Source organism: Microthrixaceae bacterium (assembly GCA_023957975.1).
In the GTDB taxonomy this organism is placed as follows: domain Bacteria; phylum Actinomycetota; class Acidimicrobiia; order Acidimicrobiales; family Microtrichaceae; genus JAMLGM01.
In genome coordinates, this window is sequence record JAMLGM010000014.1 from 1 (window position 1) to 18,013 (window position 18,013).

Consider the following 18,013-nt stretch of genomic DNA (forward strand, 5'->3'; position numbering starts at 1 on the left):
AGCGCCGGCAGATCAACCCGACCCGCCGTCACCGACCGATTTGCCGATGACGCACGGATGAGGGCGGCAACCCCCCTCGCTTACTGTCTCAGCGGGCGGAGGGTCTGCCACCAGGGTGTCAGTCGATCATCCATCGATCGGTAATAGGCGGCCTCCCCGCGGGTGGCCTGGTACCGGTGAGCAATCCAAGGAAATTGGTGAGGATGGCGGCTGTGGCACCCCACACCGTCTCACCTTCGAGGAGATAGAAATGCATTGGCCATTCGTGGCCCGCCACCTGCCAAACCTCTTGGTGATACACACCCTCTTGAAGGAGTTCATCGACACCGACTCGAAGTATTGACGCTACTTCCGCAGGATGCGGTGTCAGTGTGACCGATTCCTTGACGCGCCCGACGACGGGATAGATCGTGAATGCGGTTGCGACCGTGGAGAGCGCATCGAGCCGTCCGGCAAGCTGGACAGATTGAGGCATCAGATCCACCTCTTCGTGTGCCTCGCGGAGTGCGGCATCACGACACGACTCACCACGCTCAACTTTCCCCCCGGGGAACGAGATCTCACCTGAGTGTTGCTTCATCGTTTGAGGTCGTTTAGTGAACACGACTTCTGTCATGCCGTTCAACGATGGCATCAGAGCCACCAACACCGCAGCATCCGCCGAATTTGAAACTGCGAACTCTGGGGGCGCCCCTGGCGGGAACGACCGAACCCGCTCAGCGACACTGTTCCATGACAGATCGGGAAGGGAAACCAGGCTCGACCACGGAGGTGGCGCGCCGACAACGACGTCGGGTGGCCGCGGGATGATCTGGTCGCCGCCTCGCGGCCCAAGTGCCATGCCCCGCATGGTAATCGGGCACCCGCCCAGTGTCCGGGGCGGGATTGGGCGCGACGAAGGGCGGCGAGGCATGTGCCCGCCGCCCTTCGTTTGTATTCGTGGTTAGCGACGCAAAAGCGTTCGTTACATCATGCCGCCCATGCCACCCATGTCGGGCATCGCCGGCGCAGCCTCTTCGGGCTTGTCGGCGACGAGGCACTCGGTGGTCAGCAACAGGCCGGCGATCGAGGCCGCGTTCTGCAACGCCGCACGGGTCACCTTGGCCGGATCGATGACGCCGGCCTTGAGCAGGTCCTCGAATGCGCCGGTGGCGGCGTTGAGCCCAACCGAACCAGCTTCGGCCTCGACGCGCTGCACGACGACTGCACCTTCGAGACCGGCGTTCTCGGCGATCTGGCGGGTCGGCGCCTCGAGCGCGCGATGCACGGCCTTGGCTCCGGTCGCCTCGTCGCCCTCGAGACCGGCGATCACATCCGCGAGGCCGGCGCGGGCACGAAGCAGCGCAGTACCGCCACCGGCGACGACGCCTTCCTCGATCGCGGCGCGGGTGGCCGAGAGCGCATCTTCGATGCGGTGCTTCTTTTCCTTGAGCTCGACCTCGGTCGCAGCGCCGACCTTGACGACCGCAACGCCGCCGCTGAGCTTGGCGAGGCGCTCCTGGAGCTTCTCGCGGTCCCAGTCGGAGTCGGTGTTGTCGATCTCGGCCTTGATCTGGGCCACGCGACCGTTCACGTCGTCCTGGGAACCAGCGCCCTCGACGATGGTGGTCTCGTCCTTGGTGATCACGATCTTGCGGGCACGCCCGAGCAGCGACAGATCGGCGGCATCGAGCTTGAGGCCGACCTCTTCGCTGATGACCTGGGCACCGGTGAGGATCGCCATGTCGGCGAGCATCGCCTTGCGGCGTTCGCCGAAGCCGGGGGCCTTGACGGCGACCGAGTTGAAGGTGCCACGGATCTTGTTGACCACGAGGGTGGCGAGCGCCTCGCCCTCGACGTCCTCCGCGACGATCAACAGCGGCTTACCCGACTGCATGACCTTCTCGAGCACCGGAACGAGGTCCTGCACCGACGTGATCTTGCCGTTGACGAACAGGATGTAGGGGTCATTCAGCACCGCTTCTTGACGCTCGGCGTCGGTGACGAAGTACGGCGACAGGTAGCCCTTGTCGAACTGCATGCCCTCGACGAAGTCGAGTTCCATGCCGAAGGTGTTCGACTCTTCCACGGTGACCACGCCGTCCTTGCCGACCTTGGCGATCGCCTCGGCGATGACGCTTCCGATCGCCGAATCGGCGGCCGAGATCGAGGCGACCTGGGCGATGTTGCCCTGATCGTCGTCCACCGAGGTGGCCTGGGAGTGGATCGACTCGACCGCTGCGGCGACGGCGGCCTCGATGCCGCGCTTGAGCCCGAGCGGGCTGGCGCCGGCGGCGACGTTGCGGAGGCCTTCACGAACGAGGGCCTGGGCGAGCACGGTGGCGGTGGTGGTTCCGTCGCCGGCGACGTCGTTGGTCTTGGTCGCAACTTCCTTGACGAGCTGGGCACCCATGTTCTCGAAGGGATCTTCGAGTTCGATCTCACGGGCGATGGACACGCCGTCGTTGGTGATCGTCGGCGCACCGAACTTCTTGTCGAGCACGACGTTGCGACCCTTGGGGCCGATGGTGACCTTGACCGCGTCGGCGAGCTTGTTCACGCCCGCCTCGAGGGCGCGGCGCGCCTCGTCGTCGAATTTCAGAATCTTTGCCATGTGACTGCGTCCTTCGGTTACTTGACGATCGCGAGCACGTCGCGGGCGGCGAGGATGAGCAGGTCTTCGCCGCCATGGGAAATCTCGGTGCCGCCGTACTTCGAGTACACGACCTTGTCGCCGACCTTGATGTCGAGCGGGATCCGCTCGCCTTCGTCGCTGAAGCGGCCTTCGCCGACGGCGAGAACCTCGCCCTGCTGCGGCTTTTCCTTGGCGGTGTCGGGGATGACCAGACCGCTGGCGGTGGTCGCCTCCGCCTCGGCGGGACGAACGACGATTCGGTCTTCGAGTGGCTGCAGGTTCATGCAGATGCCTCCGTTGGGCTTTCGCTAGTTGCGGACTTCAATGCGACCGTGTTGGCACTCAACCGGCGCGAGTGCCAAGTTAGCACTCCACATGATCGAGTGCTAAGCGCCCCCTCAGATCGCCGCCGCGTCGGCTCGCCGCGACGTCAGATCAGCGAGAGATTCGGGTAGGCGCCGACATCCAGGCTCGACGGACCTTTCAGGGACAGCTGATACCAGGCCGCCGCCGCCACCATCGCCGCGTTGTCGGTGCACATCTCATGGCTCGGCAAGAACCCGGCGATCTGCTCGTCCACGCACACGTCGAGGAAGGATTCACGTAACTGGCTGTTGGCCGCCACACCCCCGCCGAGCGCCAACCCCTTCGCCCCGACCTCGCGGGCGGCCCGACGCGCTTTGGTCACCAACACGTCGACCACCGCCTGCTGGAACGATGCGCACACATCCTCGGCGCTCACGTCGGGATGCTTGCGCACGTGGTTGATGACCGAGGTCTTGAGGCCCGAGAAGCTGAAGTCGTAGCCGTCGTTGAGCATCGAGCGGGGAAACGCAATCGCCTCGGGGTCGCCGACCATCGCCAGCCGGTCGACCGCCGGCCCGCCCGGATAGCCCAGACCGAGGAACCGGGCGACCTTGTCGAAGGCCTCCCCCGCCGCGTCGTCGATCGTCTGGCCGAGCAACTCATAGCGCCCGGGTCCGTCCATGCGGATCAGCATCGTGTGGCCGCCCGACACCAACAACACCACGAGCGGAAACTCGAGATCGGGGTCCTCGAGCAGCGAGGCGTACAGGTGCGCCTCGAGGTGATTCACCGCCACGAAGGGCACGTCCCACGCAAGGGCCAACGCCTTGGCGGCGCTCACCCCGACCAGCAACGACCCGATCAGCCCTGGCCCACACGTGGCCCCCACCGCCGCGATGTCGGCTTCGGCGACCCCGGCCGAAACCACGGATTCGGCCACGATCGGCACGATGAGATCGAGATGGGCCCGGCTGGCGATCTCGGGCACCACTCCGCCGAACCTGGCGTGCAGGTCGACCTGGCTCGACACGACCGAACTCATCACCGTTCGGCCGCCGGCGACGACCGCGGCCGCGGTCTCGTCACAGCTCGTCTCGATTCCGAGAATCGGTGCGGTCGGCGAAAGGTCGGCGCTCATCGTCATCACGTTACCGGGCGCCGCACACCGAGGTCTCAGCCAGCACAGGTCTCAGCCGGCACGGGTCTCGGCCCACACGGGTCTCAGCCGGAACAGATCTGCGCGAGCCGATCCGCGTAGTCGTCGGAATCGATCCCACGGCACCACATGATCACCGCGTCCTCGCCGGTCTCGGCGTAGTACTTCGGCCGCACGCCCTCGGCCACGAAACCGAAACGCCGATACAGCCCCTGCGCGGCGTCGTTGCCGGCCTTCACCTCGAGGGTGACCGCGTCGAGGCCCCACGCCATCGTGGCATCCATCATCGTCACCATGAGCGCGGTGGCGATTCCCTCACGCCGATGATCGACGGCCGCCGCGATGTTGGTGATGTGGGTTTCGAACCCGGTCGACATCAGACACGCGAACCCGACCACCTCGTTGTTGGATCGCACCGCCACCCAACAACGCGACGTCGCCTGTTTGAGCTCCGATGCGAACAGCTCTTCGGACCACGGCCGCGTGCTCGTCAGGTTCTCGATGGCCGCCACCCCGCCGAGGTGGCGGGGCCTCATCGCCACGATCGCGACGTCGTTGAGCGACCCCGTCGCACGCAACGGCCACCCACCGTGGCCGTCAGCCATCGTTGCGGGTGACCCAATTGATCTCGGCGTCGGGCTTGCGCAAGTAGATCGGCTCGAGCGACGCGGGGGGTTCGAATTCCTCGCGCAACGCCTTCGCATGGGCGAGTTGCACGAGCGACGCCGCGCTCGGGTGGGCGAACCCGGCGTCGGCCATCTCGGCCTTGTCGACCCCGGCGAAGAGGTCGTGATAGCGCTGGAACCCGTCGCCGACGAGCAGCATCTCGTCGCGCCGCTCCGCCAGATCGGCAGCGAGGTCGGCCGGAGAGCCGAGCTGATAGTCGCCGAGGCGCTGCACCCCGCCGGGCACCTGCCGGTAGAACGCGTAGTACAACTCCGAGCGGCGGGCGTCGATCGCCGACACGATGAGGCGCGACGAATACCGGACTGCGAAGGCCACCAGGTCGAGGCTGGCGACACCGATCACCGGAACCCGCAGGGCATGGGCCATCGCCTTGCCGGTCGCTATGCCGACGCGGAGCCCGGTGAACAACCCGGGGCCGAGGTCGACCGCGATCGCACCGATCTCGCCCAGTTCGATCTGAGCCTGTTCGCAGATGAAGCGGATCGCCGGGGTGAGGTTCTCGGCGTGGCGGCGACCCTTCGCGCACTGAGACAGCGCCAGGACGCCTTCATAGCTTCCGAGCGCGCAGCCGGCCTGAGATGTCGCGGTGTCGATTCCGAGGATGATCATGACGCCTCACCATTCGAGGTCGGTTCGGGGCGGGTCCACGGTGCGACGGCCTCGGCGATGGCACGCGAGCGCGCCGCCCAGCGGGGCCCCTGCAGATGGAACCGCAGGCTGCGACAGTCGTCGAGATCGACCTCGGCGCCTGCGACCTCGGCGCCTGCGACCGGGTCGGTGCCTGTGGCCGGGTCGGTGCCTGCGGCCGGGTCGACGAGTTCGATGACGATCTCCAAGCGATCCGCGGGCAGTTCGGACAAGATGTTGTCGGCCCATTCGATGAGGGTCACCGCCCCCTCGTCGAGCAGTTCGGCCAGTCCCAGTTCGAGCGCCTCCTCGATCTGCTCGATGCGATAGACGTCGAGGTGATACAGCTTCAGCCGGCCCGAGTATTCGCGCACCAGCGTGAAGGTCGGCGAGGTGATCGCCTCGGCCACCCCGAGCGCCCGGCCGAACCCCTTGGCGAAGGCCGTCTTGCCGGCACCGAGATCGCCGGTCAGCAAGATGAGGTCGCCCGGTTCGGCGAGCGCGGCGATCGCTGCGGCCAACGCTGCTGTCTCGGTGGGCGACGTCGTGTGGGCGCTCAGCATCGGTCACACACTACCGGCACCGCGACCCGCCATCCCTCGACACCCCACCCGTTCACACCCCTGCGGTGGCGACGTTGGTTCGCGGCGAGAAACGCCGTACGCTCATGCATCGGATCCCGCCTCCATGGAATGACATGACCGACACCGACCACACGCCGAACGCCACGACTTCCCCGCGCTCCGCGCACCGCCGGCGCCGCCTCGCCGCGGTGCTCACCGCAGCGATCTGCGCGGCGTCGGTTCCGGCCGCGACCCCGGCGTCGGCGCAGGCGGTGCCGGTTTCGGTGGTGGTTCGGACCTCCCCCGAACGCCCGGTTCCCGGCGACGACGTGGACGTCCTCGTCACCGTCGAGGGTTGCCCGGTGGGCCCCATCACCGCCGAGGTGTACCTCGAGACCGACGACGGAGCGAAACGTTCAGCCGTGCGGATCGCGCGAGCGGCGGTGGACACCTCGGTGACGATGCGTTCGACGGGCACCGTGCGGCTCCCCGACGCGTTCGAGGGGTGGTACGGGGTGCGGGTGTTGTGCGGCACGTTTCGTCCGCCGCGCCGCTCGATGACCGCCACGTTGTTCCACGTCCGCTCCAGCGAGGCGATGACGCTGCAAGCCCCCGAGGTTCAATCGCTGTCGGACGCGTTCACGATGTCGGGGCAACGGTGCCCCGGCGGCACGGTCGAGTGGATGGTGAACAGCGGATTCGGCGGTACCACCCCGTTCGACCCCGACGGCACGGTCCTGGTCGACGACAGCGGAACGTGGACCGTGAACGCGCCCTGGCCCGAGGCCATCACCCTCGGGCCGATGCGGGCATCGGCGCGATGCGGCTACGGCCTCGACACGATGACCCCTCGCTACCTCTACTACCAGCCCCGCTGGGACCTGACGGCGGCCCCCTGAGCGCAGCGCTCAGGAGCACCAGCGGTCAGTCGGACAGTCGCGACGGCGGGGTCGGGGCGTAGAAGGCGACACCCTCGAGGTTCCACCCGCGACCGAGATTCGGGGTGGGCGAGTAGACGACCCGATCGAACGAGCCCGCCGACGGCGCCGTGTACAGATAGATCGGGTAGCGGCCGGTGCCGGCGGTGCCGTGCGCGAAGAACGCTGGCCCGTCGTACACGTAGCCCTCTGGAGTGGCGACCTCGGGGAGCTGATAGCGGATGTTCCAACCGCCATCGGGGTTCACCGCATGGTACTGCTTGATTTCCACGACGCCGTCGACGTCTGCCGGTGGCGAGGTGTAGACCCAAAACGCCGGGCCGTCGTAGATCCAGCCGGTGTTCTTCTGGGTGAAGAACGGCGAGGGGGCGAACACGAAACGCCATCCCCCATCCGCATTGACCGCGTGGTATTGATACAGCTCCTGAAGGCGGCGCTCGCGCGGGGTCTTCACCCTCGAGAGCGCCTCGATCACATTCATCGTGATCTTTTCGACCTCGGCGGTTGGCGAGGTCAGACCCTTCGCCCAGTCGACCGTTCCGACGTTGAACACCGTTCCGTTTCGACGGAACGTCCCCATGACGGCCTCGCCGCCTTTTTGCCCCACCGCCGTCCAGGAATCGAGGTTGGCGATGCCGAGAATCTTGAAATTCGACGGGGCACCATCGGTGCCGGTCGGCGTTGCAACGCCGTTGACCCGCGACCACTTGAGGGCGTCGGTCTCATAGCCGACCAGCTCGCCGGCGAGCTGCGCACCCTTCGCCAGTCCGGTGCCGGCGAAGGCCCAGTGTTCCGGTCGCTCGATGACGAACGGGTTGGCCGGACGCGGTCCGGTACCGGACCAGACCCCGCCGCGCTCCCAGCCGAGCCCGATCGAGGAGTGCTGCGAGAACGTCCCCAACGCGCGCTTGTAGCTCGGCCCGAACTCCTCCCATTCGACGGTCTTTCGCGCCGGGTCGGCGATCGGGTCGGCGTTCCAGTCCTTGTAGCAGGTGATGACCCGATTCGCCGCGCCCGCGGCGTTCGGCTCGAAGCGGATCTGCCAGTACATGGTGTTGCCGCTGAACACCGCCGCATTGCCGCCGTTGCGCACGAACCGGTCGAGGTTGTTGCGCATCTCCCGCGACCAGTACTCATCGTGGCCGACGGTGACGAACATCTGATAGCTGTCGAGCAGCGACGCCTTGTCGTGAAGGTCGACCGTCGACACGTAATCGATCTCGATGCCTCGCCGACGAGCGAACCGGATGAACGGACGAACCCACTGATAAAGGTCGCCGTACTCGGGGTTGTCGTGGGGACGGTCGAAGCTGACCTTGTACGAGCGCACCTTGTTGGAGGACCGGAACTCGTACAGGCACTTGCCGCCCCAGCCGTTGTAGGCCTGAAGCGTCGTGAAGGGAACCTGGCAGAGAATCTTGCTGGCGGCGCCCAGCACCGCGGGCTTCACGACGAAAGGAATGCACGAGCGGGTGGAACCCTCGCTGAAGTACGCGTTGTACAGCCCCGTCGGCCACGAGGTCGGGACGGTGAAGCTCGTGGTCTCATTCCAGTTGCATCCGACCGCCCACGCGTTCGCCGGAGTCACCTGACCTTCGACGCTGACGGACGCCGTGTGGACCTGAACGTCGTTCGGGTGATCGACGCGCTTGATGGCGAACGCCGCCGTCGAACGGACTCCGGCGGCCAGACCGTTGGTTACGAAAAAGCGAATCGTCTGGCCTGGGTCGACCGAGGTGAGGTTGGCGTAGCCCTCAAGCTTGTTGGCCGACTGGGCATCGGCCCGACCCTGAAACAGCGTCGCGACGGCGCCGCCGGCCGAGGCCACCGCCGCGCCCTGGAGCAGCCGACGACGGTCGATGCGCAGGCGCCGATCCCCATCTACGCCAGCAGTGCTGTCGGCGTTGTCGGCGCCGAGAACGTCGTCGAGAATCGATTCACCCATCTGGTCGACGATACGGATCGACACCAAATTCCACAACCGCCCTGGGAAGTTTTCCCGAGTGACCCGGGCCGACCGGCCCGAGATCGTCGGCACCTTTGGGCGATGTCCTACGGCACCACAACCCTCGGCAACCGGGCCGACAATCGGGTGACCACCTCATAGCCGATCGTCCCGATCGTCTCGGCCAGATCGTTGGCGGTGATCTCATCGGCGCCAGCGCGGCCGATCAGCACGACCTCGTCGCCGATCGCCACCGGTTCGTCGCCGACGTCGATCATCAGTTGATCCATCGTCACCGTTCCCACGATCGGGGCGCGACGACCGTTGATGAGCACCTCCGCGCCGGCTCCGGTCAGCGACCTGGCGACGCCATCGGCATAGCCCACCGGGACCGTCGCGATCGTCGTCTCACGAGGTGTGCGATACCGAGCCCCGTACGACACGGCCTCATCGGCACCCACCCGTTTGGTCCATGTCACCGCCGAGACGAGTCGAGCGGCCGGGGTCAACTCGACCGGAATCGGCTGCGCCGGCGACGGGGCGATGCCGTAGACCGCGATGCCACATCGCACCATGTCGAGGTGCGCCTGCGGGCGGGTCAGTGCCGCCGGCGAGTTCGCCACGTGACGCACATAGCCGCGGTCGCCGTTCGTCGATCGGTCCGTCGCCGACCCGGAGCGGCCCTCGACCATCGCCGCGACCTGCGCGTCGACCTCGGAAAAGGCGGCCAGTTGGGCGTCGCACAGCGCCGCACCAGCGCTCGGCGCTACCTCATCCGCGGTGGCGAGGTGGGTTGCGAGCCCGGCGAGGCGCACCCCCGGCGTGTCGAGGATCAGGCCGGCGAGTTCGAGCGCATCGCCGACCTCGCAGCCGACGCGCCGCATGCCGGTGTCGACCTTCAGATGAAGCCCCACCTCCACCTCGCCTCGTGCGCCGCCGACGGACCCCGCCCCAGCGGCCGCCGCGGCCGCCTCGATGTCGTCGCGCGAGTACACGAACGACTCGAGCCCCAACTCCGCCACCGTCGCCCAGTCGTCGCGCTGGGGCGCCGACAACACCAGGATCGGCGCGTCGATTCCGGCCTCGCGCAGCTCCACCGCCTCCTCCACCAAGGCCACGGCCAACACGCTCGCTCCGCCGGCGAGCGCCTCGCGTGACGCCAGCACGGCCCCGTGTCCGTACGCGTTGGCCTTCACCACCGCGCACACCGCGGCCGGAGCACACAACTCGACGAGCGCCTCGACGTTCGAACGAAGCGCCGACGCCGACACCTCGATGCGACTCGGTCGCGTCATCGTCGCGTCCGCCGCGGGCCCGTCGCACGTTGTTCGGCGACGGCCTCGGACAACACCTCGGAAATCACCGGTGGGAGATCGCCGGCGACCGTGCCCACCAGCGGCAGGCGCCGGGCTGCGAGACCGTGGGCCAGGGCCCCGGCGCTCGCGGCGTCGAACGCGTTGGCGCCGCGAGCCAACAGCGCTGCGATCACCCCCGACAACACGTCGCCGGTGCCGGCGGTGGCCAGGCGCTCGTCGCCGGCGTTCACCAGAACCGCCCGTCCATTGGGTGCGGCGACGACGGTGGTGGGGCCTTTCAGGACCACGACCGCCCCCGTGCGCTCGGCGAGATCGCGGGCATCGGCCACACGATCGGCCCCGGGAGGCTCGTCGGCCATCGCCGCGAACTCGCCGTCGTGAGGGGTCAGCACAGAGTTCTCCGGAAGTTCCGTAAACCCCGAGTCGATGTCGCCGATCGCCCGCAACGCGTCGGCGTCGACGACGACCGGGACCGAGGCGTCGCGCAGCACCGCCCGGATCGCCCGACCGGTGGCTTGGTCGCGTCCCAACCCGGGGCCCAACACGATGGAACGCACGCGGTCGCATTCGCTCAGCACGTCGTCGGACCAGTCCGCCTCGGCAGCGTCGACGCGCACGCATTCCACCGGCAGTGTTGCGTGGCCGCCCTGAGCGCCGGCGAAACCGACCGGGCCGTCGATGCCGGGAGACGCCACCCGCACATATCCGGCACCGCCGCGCTGGGCCCCCATCGCCGCAAGCGCTGCCGCACCCGGCATTCGCGGTGAACCGGCGACGACCAGAACCGCAGCGTTCCATTTGTGCGCGGCGCGATCGCGGTCGGGTACCAACGCGACGAGGTCGTCGGCCTCGAGCAGGTGCAGCGGCGCACGATCGACGCGGTCGCCTGGGGCGAGATCCAACCCGATGTCGGCGAGGGTGATCTCCCCGCACAACGACGGACCGTCAGCGAAGAACAGTCCGGGCTTCATGGCCGCGAACGTCACGGTGCGCGTCGCACGCAACGGCGTGCCGCAGGCTGCTCCACTCAGTGCGTTGACCCCCGAGGCGATGTCGACCGCCAGCACCGCAACGCCGTCGGTCACCGGCGCATCCCAGGTGCCGCGAAACCCCGTACCGAACGCAGCATCGATGAGCAGGTCGAACCCCTTCACCTTGCGCCGATCGGAGGGTTCGCGAACCTCCACGGCCGCGCCGCGGGTGCGGAGGATCTGTGCGGCCACCCGACCGTCCGCTCCGTTGTTGCCCGACCCGGCGATCACGATCACCCGCCGGCCGTAGACGGTTCCGAGCATCTCGATCGCGGCGTGGGCGACCGCAGCGCCGGCGCGCTCGACCAGTTCGTCGAGCGAGTCGGCGGCATGACGATCGACCGCGGCCATGGCGGCAGGACTCAGCACAGGAATCACCCGGACATTCTGCCCGCTTCGTCAACACCTCGACATCGTTCATCGAGGCGTAACAATGAGCGCGCGAACGCGAAACACCCGGTTGGTTGGATGCCTCCCATGGCTTCGACCTCCGATCCCGCCGTCACCTCGGTCGTCACTGCGGTTGTCACCGCGGTCGTCAACGGCACCGCCGTCACGTTGTCCCATCGCAGCGCCGCCGTATTGGAAGCCCTCGCCGACGGCACGGTGGTGAGCCGCGAACAGCTCATCCGCCATGCCGGGCTGCACGATCTGTCGCAGCGACGATGCGAGGGCATCATCGTCGAGCTCCGCAAGGCGCTCGGACCCGATGCCATCGTGAATGTGCGCCGCCGCGGCTGGCGGTTGGTCACCCCGGTGGAGATTACGCGCTGACCCGCCCCGGCCCCGCCAGCCCGCCAGCCGTTCTGCCCGCCAGGCGTTCTGTAGGTAATCGGTGTTGCTATAGCAACACCGATTACCTACAGAACGGGCCGGGGCGGCGGGGCCGGGTCAGGCGCTCAGGCCCACCGCGATCGCCATGGCCGTGGTGTCGGTGTGGGTCATCGACACCACCCAACGGACGATGCCGCGTTGCGCTGCGAGTTCGGCCGCTCGGCCGCTCAGCCGCACCGACGGCTCCCCGCCCTCGCCCCGGTCGACGTCGATACACCTCAGGTCGATCCCAGGAACGCCCCCTCCGAGACACTTGACCACCGCCTCCTTCATCGCCCATCGGGCGGCGAAGCGTTGCGCCGAGTCGCGCTGGCGCAGCGCATAGGCGCGTTCGGACTCGGTGAAGGCCCGGTCGATCAGGCTGGGGGTCGCGTCGAGCGCCGATCGCATGCGTGCGACATCGACCGCGTCGATCCCCACCGCCACGACACCCACGACACCCACGAGGCCCTCAAGGCCCTCAAGGCCCTCAAGGCCCTCAGGTTCGAGACCGTGGGCCGGCGTCATGCCCTCCAGCGGTCGGCCAGGTCGAGGATCGGGTCGCACAACAGATCGAGCACGTCCTGTTCCGCCAACAGGTCGTCGCGGAAATGGTCCTCGGTCTCGGTCACCGCATCGCGCAGCGCTTGGTAGCGACGGCGATAGCCCGACAACACCGCTCGGGCGGTTGCCGCCGGAAGCCGATCGACCAGACGGAGGTGCAACAACGTCAGCCCGGTGGTTTGGCCGTCCTTGGTTTCGGGCACGATCAACACCGTGCGTCCGTCGCCGCGCCCACGCGCCACCATGAGTTCGTGCTCTCGTGCCACGAGGTGCTTGGTGCCGCGCAGCCGAGGATCGCGCTCGGTTCGCGAGGTCAGGTTCAGCGAGACCCCGCCGCGATCGATGACCACCGCGGTCGCATCGTCGTGCTCGCCGTTTTCGACCCGGTAGCGGGTGAAGCCGACCACGTCGACCACCGCCGGGCTGAGTTCGGCGAGCGACCGCAACGTCGCGTAGCTGAGCCGATCACGCGGCGCTCCCGCCTCGAGCACATCGCCGACGAGCGCCACCTGCAACAGCGTCTCATCGGAACGGCTGATGCCGACGGTCACGGTCTTGGCCTGATGCTTGATCGCGTCGACCGGGCGGGTGAGTTCCTCGATCCCCTCGGTCAGCGCCGAGGTGAGGTCGTCGAGCACGACCCCGGGGGTGCCGATCTTGCCGAACTCGCTCTGGTAGGCGTCGAGGCTCGACAGCCCCGACGCGTAGCGGAACAGCGACGACACCCGCACCGCGGTCGACGCGTCGAGGTGACCGTTGTAGGCACCCGATCGCAGGCCGTCCATGAAGGTCTGGGCGAGCGGCCGCAGTTCCTTGGCGGTGCCTTCCAACAGCGCCGTGGCCCGGTCGTTGTGTTGCAGATCGGCCGCGTGGTCGGTGACCAGGTTCTCGATCACCCCTCGCGCCTCACGCAACGGATTCGCCTGAACGTCGATCGCGAGGGCCGCCTCGTAGCCGAACAGGTGCCCGGCCATGGCCGACAGCACGAAGGCCAGGCGCTCGTGGGTTTCAGGCACCGCGATCACCGCGAGCGCAGCGTCGAAACGGTTCTCCCCGTCGGACGCGATGACGATCGGCGCAGCCTTATGGGCCTTGTAGATCGCCACTTCCTTGCTGACGTCATCCGCGGTCGAGCCGACCAGGCCGGCCGCACACACGAGGATCATCGGTTCGGCGGACAGGTCGATGTGTTTCTTGTCCTCGGTGGCGTCGCACGCGATCGACTTGTAACACAGCTCCGACAACTTGATGCGCAGCTCGCGGGCCGCCAGGGCGTTGGGCCCGTTGCCGACGATGGCCCAGTAGCGACGAGACGGGGCGAAGCGCTGGGCCGCGGCACCGATGACGTCGCGCCGCTCGAGGGTCTCGGCCATCTTGGCGGGAAGTTCACGCAGCGCGGCCAACAGGGCCTGGCGATCCGGCGAATCTGAACTCGTCGCGCCCGGGACGAGGTCCGCCAGCGCGGTGGCCAGCACCAGGCCGGCCGCGATCTGGCTGTAGTAGGCCTTGGTGGAGGCCACCGACATCTCGATGTCGCGGCCATCGGAGGTGTAGAGCACGCCGTCGGATTTGTCGGTGAGGTCGCTGTTTCGCCGGTTGACGATCGCGACGACCTTGGCGCCGCGGGAGCGCACGAGGTCGACCGTGCGGTTGGTGTCGGTGGTGGTGCCCGATTGGCTGACCGCCACGACCAACGTGTCGCTCATGTCGCTTCGGAGGCCGAACCCCGACAGTTCGGTGGCGAGCACCGCCTCGACGCGAACGGGGGTCTCCGCGATGAACTCGCTGAGGGCTACCGCCAGCGAGGATCCCGCCGCGGCCGCCGTGCCTTGGCCGATGACGAGGATCTTGGTGATGGCGCCGTTCGCCAGGTCGTCGCGCACAGATTGGGGAAGCGTCGAGTCGGGAACCGTGACCCGCAAACGACCGTCGACCTCGGAGAGCTTGCCGCGGAGGGTCTTGCGGAACGACCCGGGGGCATCGGAGATCTCCTTCAACAGGAAATGCGGGAAATCGCCGCGGTCGATATCTCGGGTGGTGATCTCGGCGGTCGCCACGTCGTCGTCGGTCAACGGCAACTCGGTGCCGTCATAGCTCCAACGGGTGATGCCTTCGATGGTTCCGGCACCGCTGGCGTCGAGGCGCAGCACCTGGCCGCGGCTCGCCGTCGAGTTGTCGGGGTTCGACGCGGTCTCGCCGTCCATACGGACATAGCTCACGGTCTCCTCAACCACGCCGTAAGGCTCGGAGGCAACGATGTAGGCGTCGTCCGCGAGACCCACATAGAGGGCCTGGCCGCTGCCGCGCAGCGCCAACAACAGGGTCTGGGGGTCGCGCGCATCGTTCGCTGCGATGGCGACGGAGCCCTCCATCACCGCCACCGACTCACGGAACGCCTCGACCGCATCGAGGCCCTGCATCTGACGACGGCTCACCAGCGCGGGGATGACCTTGGCGTCAGTGGTGATCGCCGCCGCGATCTTGAGGTCCTCATCGGCCACGAGATCGGCATGGTTGTCGACATCGCCGTTGAGCACCGCCGTCCACAGGCTCCCGCCGGTCGCTTCGAGTTCGTCGGAGCACTGCGGGTGGGCGTTGGGTTCGGAGATGATGCCCACCGAGGCCCATCGGGTGTGGCCCAACACGAGCGCCTCGACCTCGGGGCCGCTCAGGACGCGGTGCAACAGCGCATCGGATCGGATCTGGCGGCGCAGCTCCGCGGTGTTGTCTCCGAGTTCACCGATCTCGAACGCGGCCTTGTACACGAACACCAGCGAGTCGCCGTCCACCCGCACGCCGCCGGCCACGAAGTTGTCGTCGTTGCGCTTGGCGAGTTCGGCCGCCAGGCCTGAATCGGCGAGATCGAGGCCGTGGCGATACAGCACCAGTTCGATGCCGGCGGAGTCGCGGCCGCGAACCTCGAGACGGTCGACCGCACTCAACGCCTGGTGCAGGGAGAACAGCGCCGCGATTCCGGCGGGGGAGGTGTCGGGTCCGGCGAGGGCCGCGACCTCGCGGGCAGCGCGCAGACGATCCCGGTTGACCGCCCAGACCGCATCCTTGAGTTCGATCAAGGCGGCGTTGAACCGTTCGACGCCGGCCTCGGCCGTGTCGATCGGCGCCCCAGCCACTTCGGCACCGCCCTCGTCGAGGTGTGCGTCGATGCGGGCGAGGGCGTCGGCGAGTTGGGCACCGAGATCCGCTGCGTTCGCGGCGAGAGCGGGATCGTCGATGAGGGTGAACACACCGCTGGCGGGCAGCAAGGCGCGGTTCACCGAGTCGACCAGTTCGGCGGCCGACCGCAGCGTCTCGACGCTCGGCAGGCCGACAGAGTCGCCGAGCAGGTCGACCGCTCCGCGCAACGGGTCGATGATTCTGTCGGCTCCCACGCGTTTCAGGTCGGCGTGACGTCGAACGACTGCGATGATTCCGCACATACGAAGCGATCTCCTGCGCCGCGGCTCCGGATGCGCGGCAATTGCCCAGTCTACGGCCGTTCTCCGATAACCAGTGGTCGTGATCACGACCACTGGTTATCGGGAAACGGGCTGAAGGCACGCGGCGGGCTGGCTGGCGGGCGCGCGGCGGGCTGGCGGGCTGGCGCGGGTCAGTCGAGGGCGGCGACGGCCTCGGCGAGACGCTGCGCCCACCGCTCGGCCACCTCGGGCGATTCCGCCTCGACCATCACCCGCACGACGGGCTCGGTGCCCGAGGGACGCACCAGCACCCGGCCAGTGGCACCCAGTTCGGCCTCGGCCTCGGCGAGTTGTGCGCCGAGGCGCTGCGCCACATCGGGCATCGGCGACGCGATACGCACGTTGGTGAGCACCTGAGGCAGGCGGGTCATGGCGGAATCGGCCAGCTCGGCGAGCGGGCGTCGCGACCGCGAGATCACATCCGCGATCGACACCGCCGACAACAGGCCATCGCCGGTGGTGGCGCGATCTCGAAAGATGATGTGGCCGCTCTGTTCACCGCCGAGGCTGTGGCCGCCGCTGTCGAGCGCCTCGAGCACGTAGCGGTCACCAACCTTCGTTTCGACGACCGCGATATTGCGCTCGGCCATCGCCAAACGAAAACCCAGGTTCGTCATGACCGTGACGACGACGGTGTCGTTGCGCAATTCACCGCGTTCGTGCAGGTCGATGGCCGCGATCGCGATGAGGTGATCGCCATCCACGATGCGGCCAGCACCGTCGACGGCCACCAGGCGATCGGCGTCGCCGTCGAATGCGAACCCGACGTCGGCGCCCAGTTCGATGACCTTCGCCGCGAGCTGTTCGGGATGGGTGGATCCGCAGCCGTCGTTGATGTTGCGACCGTCGGGGGCGACGTTGAGCACCGTCACCTCGGCTCCGAGCCTCCGGAACGCCTCGCCGGCACTCGACGCTGCGGCGCCGTGGCCACAGTCGAGCACCACCGACAGGGCGCGACGATCGGCGTGCCCAGCGACCACCGGACCGAGCAGATCTCCGCCGAACGCCGAGGCCACCACGTGATCGAGGTACTCCCCCACCACCTCCGCGCTGCGAACCGTGCCCACGCGATCGCCGATCGGCACCTCGCGGCCCGGCACCTCGCGGCCCGGCACCTCGCGGCCCGGCACCTCGCGGCCCGCCGACTCACCGGCCGCGGCCTCGGCCGCCAGCGCGTCGAGTTCCGCCTCGAGGCGTGCCTGCACGTCGTCGCCGAGTTTCGTGCCGCCGGCAGCGAACAACTTGATGCCGTTGTCTCCGTAGGGATTGTGCGAGGCGGAGATCATCGCGGCCGGCCAACCCGAGGTCTGGGAGCGGAACGCCACCGCCGGGGTTGCCACCACGCCCAAAAGCTCGACCGAGGCCCCCTCGGCGCACACACCGGCGACGAAGGCGGCCTCGATCATGGGACCCGACCAGCGGGTATCACGTCCGATCGACATGAGATCGCCGCCCAGGACCCGGGCCGCGGCCCGGCCGATCCTGAGGGCGAGTTCCGGCGTCAGCTGCGCATTGGCGACGCCGCGGATTCCATCGGTACCGAAACGCACCGGAGAACCGAAATCAGCGCTTGCTGTACTGCGGCGCCTTACGGGCCTTCTTGAGGCCGTACTTCTTGGATTCCTTCTCGCGGGCGTCGCGGGTGAGGAAGCCGGCCTTCTTCAGCGTGGGGCGCAGTTCGCCGTCGAGTGCGATGAGCGCACGTGCGATGCCGAGGCGCATCGCGCCGGCCTGCCCCGACACGCCGCCGCCGTGGATGGTGGCGTCGATGTCGTACTGCTCATCGGTCGCGGTCGCCTTCAGCGGCTCGGACAGGATCATGCGGTGCGTGTCGTTCGGGAAGTAGTCCTCGAGCGGGCGCTTGTTGATCGTGATCGTGCCGGTGCCGGGACGGAAGCGGATGCGGGCGACGGCACGCTTGCGACGGCCGGTGGTCTGAACGAGAGGATGAGACATTGCGTTCTTTCAGTCGATCCG

16 protein-coding genes are annotated in these 18,013 nt (G+C 67.9%); 2 read left to right on the top strand and 14 right to left on the bottom strand.

Annotation, left to right across the window (positions count from 1 at the left end; translation table 11 throughout):
• Window positions 1-118: 118 nt before the first annotated feature.
• From M9952_15370 to tsaE, 7 genes are all read right to left on the bottom strand, one after another.
• Window positions 119-634, bottom strand: a complete 516-nt coding sequence (locus M9952_15370) for a CoA pyrophosphatase (GenBank protein MCO5314302.1) — start codon at window positions 632-634, stop codon at window positions 119-121.
• A 330-nt stretch (window positions 635-964) separates the two neighbouring features.
• On the bottom strand, window positions 965-2,593 hold the full coding sequence (gene groL, locus M9952_15375; GenBank protein ID MCO5314303.1) for a chaperonin GroEL: 1,629 nt from the start codon (window positions 2,591-2,593) through the stop codon (window positions 965-967).
• A 17-nt stretch (window positions 2,594-2,610) separates the two neighbouring features.
• The gene (gene groES, locus M9952_15380) at window positions 2,611-2,898 is read right to left on the bottom strand and encodes a co-chaperone GroES (GenBank protein ID MCO5314304.1); all 288 of its coding nucleotides are present in this window, start codon (window positions 2,896-2,898) and stop codon (window positions 2,611-2,613) included.
• Window positions 2,899-3,044: 146 nt separating this feature from the next.
• Entirely contained in the window at window positions 3,045-4,058 is a 1,014-nt protein-coding gene (tsaD, locus tag M9952_15385; protein MCO5314305.1) for a tRNA (adenosine(37)-N6)-threonylcarbamoyltransferase complex transferase subunit TsaD, read from the bottom strand.
• An 83-nt stretch (window positions 4,059-4,141) separates the two neighbouring features.
• On the bottom strand, window positions 4,142-4,681 hold the full coding sequence (gene rimI / locus M9952_15390; GenBank protein MCO5314306.1) for a ribosomal protein S18-alanine N-acetyltransferase: 540 nt from the start codon (window positions 4,679-4,681) through the stop codon (window positions 4,142-4,144).
• Complete coding sequence (tsaB, locus tag M9952_15395) at window positions 4,674-5,372, bottom strand: tRNA (adenosine(37)-N6)-threonylcarbamoyltransferase complex dimerization subunit type 1 TsaB (GenBank protein ID MCO5314307.1); 699 nt, start codon at window positions 5,370-5,372, stop codon at window positions 4,674-4,676. The genes rimI and tsaB overlap by 8 nt, the downstream gene beginning before the upstream one ends.
• Entirely contained in the window at window positions 5,369-5,953 is a 585-nt protein-coding gene (gene tsaE, locus M9952_15400; GenBank protein ID MCO5314308.1) for a tRNA (adenosine(37)-N6)-threonylcarbamoyltransferase complex ATPase subunit type 1 TsaE, read from the bottom strand. Before tsaE ends, tsaB begins: the two co-directional genes overlap by 4 nt.
• Window positions 5,954-6,087: 134 nt before the next feature.
• Here tsaE and M9952_15405 point away from each other — a divergent pair, with 134 nt between their 5' ends.
• The gene (locus M9952_15405; GenBank protein MCO5314309.1) at window positions 6,088-6,852 is read left to right on the top strand and encodes a hypothetical protein; all 765 of its coding nucleotides are present in this window, start codon (window positions 6,088-6,090) and stop codon (window positions 6,850-6,852) included.
• 25 nt (window positions 6,853-6,877) lie between these two features.
• Here the strand turns inward: M9952_15405 and M9952_15410 are convergent, their stop codons facing one another.
• The 3 genes from M9952_15410 to M9952_15420 form a co-directional block, all read right to left on the bottom strand.
• Window positions 6,878-8,836: a hypothetical protein gene (locus M9952_15410; GenBank protein MCO5314310.1), complete on the bottom strand. Its 1,959-nt coding sequence runs from the start codon at window positions 8,834-8,836 to the stop codon at window positions 6,878-6,880.
• 107 nt (window positions 8,837-8,943) lie between these two features.
• Window positions 8,944-10,131, bottom strand: a complete 1,188-nt coding sequence (alr, locus tag M9952_15415) for an alanine racemase (protein MCO5314311.1) — start codon at window positions 10,129-10,131, stop codon at window positions 8,944-8,946.
• Window positions 10,128-11,561, bottom strand: coding sequence for an NAD(P)H-hydrate dehydratase (locus M9952_15420; protein MCO5314312.1), 1,434 nt, complete (start codon window positions 11,559-11,561; stop codon window positions 10,128-10,130). Before M9952_15420 ends, alr begins: the two co-directional genes overlap by 4 nt.
• Window positions 11,562-11,660: 99 nt before the next feature.
• On the opposite strand from M9952_15420, the gene M9952_15425 reads away from it, so the two are divergent.
• A complete protein-coding gene (locus tag M9952_15425; protein ID MCO5314313.1) occupies window positions 11,661-11,957 on the top strand; it encodes a hypothetical protein in 297 nt (98 codons plus the stop codon).
• 117 nt (window positions 11,958-12,074) lie between these two features.
• Here M9952_15425 and M9952_15430 read toward each other — a convergent pair whose 3' ends face one another.
• The 4 genes from M9952_15430 to rpsI form a co-directional block, all read right to left on the bottom strand.
• Window positions 12,075-12,524 carry a holo-ACP synthase gene (locus M9952_15430; protein MCO5314314.1) on the bottom strand — a complete coding sequence of 150 codons (450 nt, stop codon included), beginning with the start codon at window positions 12,522-12,524 and terminating at the stop codon, window positions 12,075-12,077.
• A complete protein-coding gene (locus M9952_15435) occupies window positions 12,521-15,997 on the bottom strand; it encodes an SIS domain-containing protein (GenBank protein MCO5314315.1) in 3,477 nt (1,158 codons plus the stop codon). Before M9952_15435 ends, M9952_15430 begins: the two co-directional genes overlap by 4 nt.
• 170 nt (window positions 15,998-16,167) lie before the next feature.
• Window positions 16,168-17,586, bottom strand: a complete 1,419-nt coding sequence (locus M9952_15440) for a phosphoglucosamine mutase (protein MCO5314316.1) — start codon at window positions 17,584-17,586, stop codon at window positions 16,168-16,170.
• A 13-nt stretch (window positions 17,587-17,599) separates the two neighbouring features.
• Entirely contained in the window at window positions 17,600-17,992 is a 393-nt protein-coding gene (rpsI, locus tag M9952_15445) for a 30S ribosomal protein S9 (protein ID MCO5314317.1), read from the bottom strand.
• Between the last annotated feature and the right edge of the window lie 21 nt (window positions 17,993-18,013).

What these genes read in the sequence shown, in the direction of transcription:
- alr (MCO5314311.1), bottom strand. Translation starts at nt 10,131, where the DNA reads ATGACGCGACCGAGTCGCATCGAGGTGTCGGCGTCGGCGCTTCGTTCG.
- M9952_15430 (MCO5314314.1), bottom strand. Translation starts at nt 12,524, where the DNA reads ATGACGCCGGCCCACGGTCTCGAACCTGAGGGCCTTGAGGGCCTTGAG.
- rimI (MCO5314306.1), bottom strand. Translation starts at nt 4,681, where the DNA reads ATGGCTGACGGCCACGGTGGGTGGCCGTTGCGTGCGACGGGGTCGCTC.
- tsaD (MCO5314305.1), bottom strand. Translation starts at nt 4,058, where the DNA reads ATGAGCGCCGACCTTTCGCCGACCGCACCGATTCTCGGAATCGAGACG.
- M9952_15370 (MCO5314302.1), bottom strand. Translation starts at nt 634, where the DNA reads ATGCCATCGTTGAACGGCATGACAGAAGTCGTGTTCACTAAACGACCT.
- M9952_15425 (MCO5314313.1), top strand. Translation starts at nt 11,661, where the DNA reads ATGGCTTCGACCTCCGATCCCGCCGTCACCTCGGTCGTCACTGCGGTT.
- groL (MCO5314303.1), bottom strand. Translation starts at nt 2,593, where the DNA reads ATGGCAAAGATTCTGAAATTCGACGACGAGGCGCGCCGCGCCCTCGAG.
- M9952_15435 (MCO5314315.1), bottom strand. Translation starts at nt 15,997, where the DNA reads ATGTGCGGAATCATCGCAGTCGTTCGACGTCACGCCGACCTGAAACGC.
- M9952_15405 (MCO5314309.1), top strand. Translation starts at nt 6,088, where the DNA reads ATGACCGACACCGACCACACGCCGAACGCCACGACTTCCCCGCGCTCC.
- M9952_15410 (MCO5314310.1), bottom strand. Translation starts at nt 8,836, where the DNA reads ATGGGTGAATCGATTCTCGACGACGTTCTCGGCGCCGACAACGCCGAC.
- groES (MCO5314304.1), bottom strand. Translation starts at nt 2,898, where the DNA reads ATGAACCTGCAGCCACTCGAAGACCGAATCGTCGTTCGTCCCGCCGAG.
- tsaB (MCO5314307.1), bottom strand. Translation starts at nt 5,372, where the DNA reads ATGATCATCCTCGGAATCGACACCGCGACATCTCAGGCCGGCTGCGCG.
- rpsI (MCO5314317.1), bottom strand. Translation starts at nt 17,992, where the DNA reads ATGTCTCATCCTCTCGTTCAGACCACCGGCCGTCGCAAGCGTGCCGTC.
- tsaE (MCO5314308.1), bottom strand. Translation starts at nt 5,953, where the DNA reads ATGCTGAGCGCCCACACGACGTCGCCCACCGAGACAGCAGCGTTGGCC.